At 72.8% G+C, this 2,941-nt stretch carries 3 protein-coding genes; all 3 read left to right on the forward strand.

Annotation, left to right across the window (positions count from 1 at the left end):
- Positions 1–694 (forward strand): threonine synthase (gene thrC, locus RIF68_RS33000; RefSeq protein WP_309055096.1); only part of this gene is annotated, 694 nt, incomplete at its 5' end.
- Between the two features lie 281 nt (positions 695–975).
- Positions 976–1,893, forward strand: a complete 918-nt coding sequence (thrB, locus tag RIF68_RS33005) for a homoserine kinase (RefSeq protein ID WP_309055098.1) — start codon at positions 976–978, stop codon at positions 1,891–1,893.
- A 467-nt stretch (positions 1,894–2,360) separates the two neighbouring features.
- On the forward strand, positions 2,361–2,941 hold a 581-nt coding region (locus RIF68_RS33010; RefSeq protein ID WP_309055100.1), incomplete at its 3' end, for a Rho termination factor N-terminal domain-containing protein.

Consider the following 2,941-nt stretch of genomic DNA (forward strand, 5'->3'; position numbering starts at 1 on the left):
CGTGCACGGCGCGAAGATCCTCCAGGTCGACGGCAACTTCGACGACTGCCTGACGCTGGCCCGCTCGCTCTCCGAGAACTACCCGGTGGCGCTGGTCAATTCGGTCAACCCGGTCCGCATCGAGGGCCAGAAGACCGCCGCGTTCGAGATCGTGGACATGCTCGGTGACGCTCCCGACATCCACGTCCTGCCCGTGGGCAACGCCGGCAACATCACGGCGTACTGGAAGGGGTACACCGAGTACGCCGCCGACGGCCTGGCCGGGCGCCGGCCACGCATGTGGGGCTTCCAGGCCTCCGGTTCCGCGCCGCTCGTGCGCGGCGAGGTCGTCAAGGACCCGTCGACCATCGCCACCGCGATCCGCATCGGCAACCCGGCCTCCTGGGACCACGCGATCGCCGCGCGCGACGCCTCCGGCGGCTTCATCGACGAGGTGACGGACCGTGAGATCCTGCGCGCCTACCGGCTGTTGGCCGCGCAGGAGGGCGTCTTCGTGGAGCCCGCCTCGGCCGCCTCGGTCGCCGGTCTGCTGAAGGCCGCCGAGCAGGGCAAGGTCGACCCGGGCCAGCGGATCGTCTGCACCGTCACCGGCAACGGCCTGAAGGACCCCGACTGGGCCGTCGCCGGCGCGCCGCAGCCGGTCACCGTCCCGGTCGACGCCGCGGCCGCCGCCGAGCGCCTCGGCCTGGCCTGATTCCACCCCCCTCCCCCCGCTCCGGCCGGGGGAGGGGAACTGATCGAAACCCGATCAGGAACGTACATAGGCGCACAGGTTGGCCCGCGACACGCATCGTGCGCCTCCTGTGCGCCCTATGTCGCCACAGAACCTTCCTTCGATAGGCTGTACCGAACCCGCCCCGCCGCATATGCGCGGTGTCGTTGCCGTTGTCGCCCCCCAGGCCGAAACGGTCCCCCGGGTTCCCGTGTACTTCTCTTGAATTACCCGTTGTCGCAATCAAGGAGAGTCATCGAGCGATGGCCGGTCCAGCGTTCCGCGCCGCCGCCGTACGGGTGCGCGTCCCCGCCACCAGCGCCAACCTCGGCCCGGGCTTCGACGCCTTCGGTCTGTCGCTGGGGCTCTACGACGACGTGGTCGTCCGGGTCGCCGACTCCGGGCTGCACGTCGACATCGCCGGCGAGGGCGCCCAGACGCTCCCGCGCGACGAGAGCCACCTGCTCGTACGCTCCCTGCGCACGGCCTTCGACCTGCTCGGCGGACAGCCGCGCGGCCTCGAGGTCGTCTGCGCCAACCGCATCCCGCACGGCCGGGGCCTCGGCTCCTCCTCGGCCGCCATCTGCGCCGGCATCGTCGCCGCCCGCGCCGTGACCATAGGCGGCGACGCCAGGCTCGACGAGACCGCCCTGCTGGAGCTCGCCACCGAGATCGAGGGCCACCCCGACAACGTCGCCGCCTGTCTCCTCGGCGGTTTCACCCTCGCCTGGACCGAGGCCGGCGCCGCCCGGGCGATCAGGATGGACCCCTCGGATTCCATCGTTCCGGTGGTATTCGTCCCCGGAAAGCCGGTCCTGACCGAGACCGCCCGCGGACTGCTGCCGCGCACCGTCCCGCACGTGGACGCCGCCGCCAACGCGGGACGTGCCGCCCTCCTCGTCGAGGCCCTGACCCGCCGCCCCGAGCTGCTGCTCGCGGCCACCGAGGACCGGCTGCACCAGGAGTACCGGGCCCCGGCGATGCCCGAGAGCGTCGCCCTCGTGAACCGGCTGCGGGCGGACGGGGTCCCCGCGGTCATCTCCGGCGCGGGCCCCACGGTCCTCGCGCTGGCCGAACACGGGACGGCCGACAAGGTCGCCCTTCTCGCGGGCGAGGGATGGGCCGCCAACCGGCTCGACCTCGACGCGACGGGAGCGAGCGTGCTGCCGCTGGCGCCCTAGGGCGCGTCCGCGGATCGGCCGGGAGGACGGCGATCCGCGGGGTACGCCCTGGCAGGCGCGGTGTTCCGGACGCCGGGCGGCGACGGACACGGGATTGCCGGTGTTGGAGAGGGGGAATGTTTGTTGGAGCCGGTAGTGTTAACCTCAAGTCTGCACCCGACCTCTTTGTGGCGCGGTGCGCAGTGTCCCCTTAGGGACCAGCCATTCTTCCGGGAGCCTCCCCAACTGCCAGAGCAGCCCGCCTGAGCAGTTTCGAGCACGCTCCGGAACCGGCACGACACCCCTCGCTTCTCTCTGCCGAGGGCCGAGCAGGGGGCGCTCGGGCCGGACCCCAGCACGTTTTCTCTCTTCCGCCGTACCCGGCGGGACCACCGCCCCGGACACGGTCCACCAACCAGGACCCTGCCGGACAGCACAACCGGTCGCCGAGCCAGATGGCCGACGTCCGCTCCAGGGAAGGACCCTTCGTGAGCGACACCACCGATCTGATGGGCGTGACTGCCGACAACAGTGTCGACACCGCCGCGCCCGCCGCAGGTGCAGCCAGTGGCGGCACCGCACGGCGCCGCCGCTCCGGCACCGGCCTCGAGGGCATGGTCCTGGCCGAGCTGCAGCAGGTCGCGTCCGGCCTCGGCATCAGGGGCACCGCGCGGATGCGCAAGAGCCAGCTGATCGAGGTCATCAAGGAGGCGCAGGCCTCGGGCCCCGCCGCCAAGACCGCCGACGCCGCCGAGACCAAGCCGAAGCGTCGCGCCACCTCCAAGGCCCGTACGGGCGAGGCCGCCGAGACCGGCGCGCCGCAGGCGGAGAAGGCCGAGCCGGCCGTCGCCCAGCAGCAGATCGACATCCCGGGCCAGCCGGCGGCCGACGACGCCCCGGTGGGCGAGCGCCGCCGCCGCCGTGCCACCGCCCCCGCCGGTTCCCCGGAGGGCGAGGCCAAGGCCGAGGCCGTCCAGGCCGTCCGGACCGAGACCCGTACGGCGGAGGCCCGCACCGAGACCCGCGAGGCCAAGCCGGACACCCAGAACGCCGACGCCAAGGCCGAGGC

It is taken from the genome of Streptomyces sp., assembly GCF_031178505.1.
In the GTDB taxonomy this organism is placed as follows: Bacteria; Actinomycetota; Actinomycetes; order Streptomycetales; family Streptomycetaceae; genus Streptomyces; species Streptomyces gulbargensis.

What these genes read in the sequence shown, in the direction of transcription:
- thrB (WP_309055098.1), top strand. Translation starts at nt 976, where the DNA reads ATGGCCGGTCCAGCGTTCCGCGCCGCCGCCGTACGGGTGCGCGTCCCC.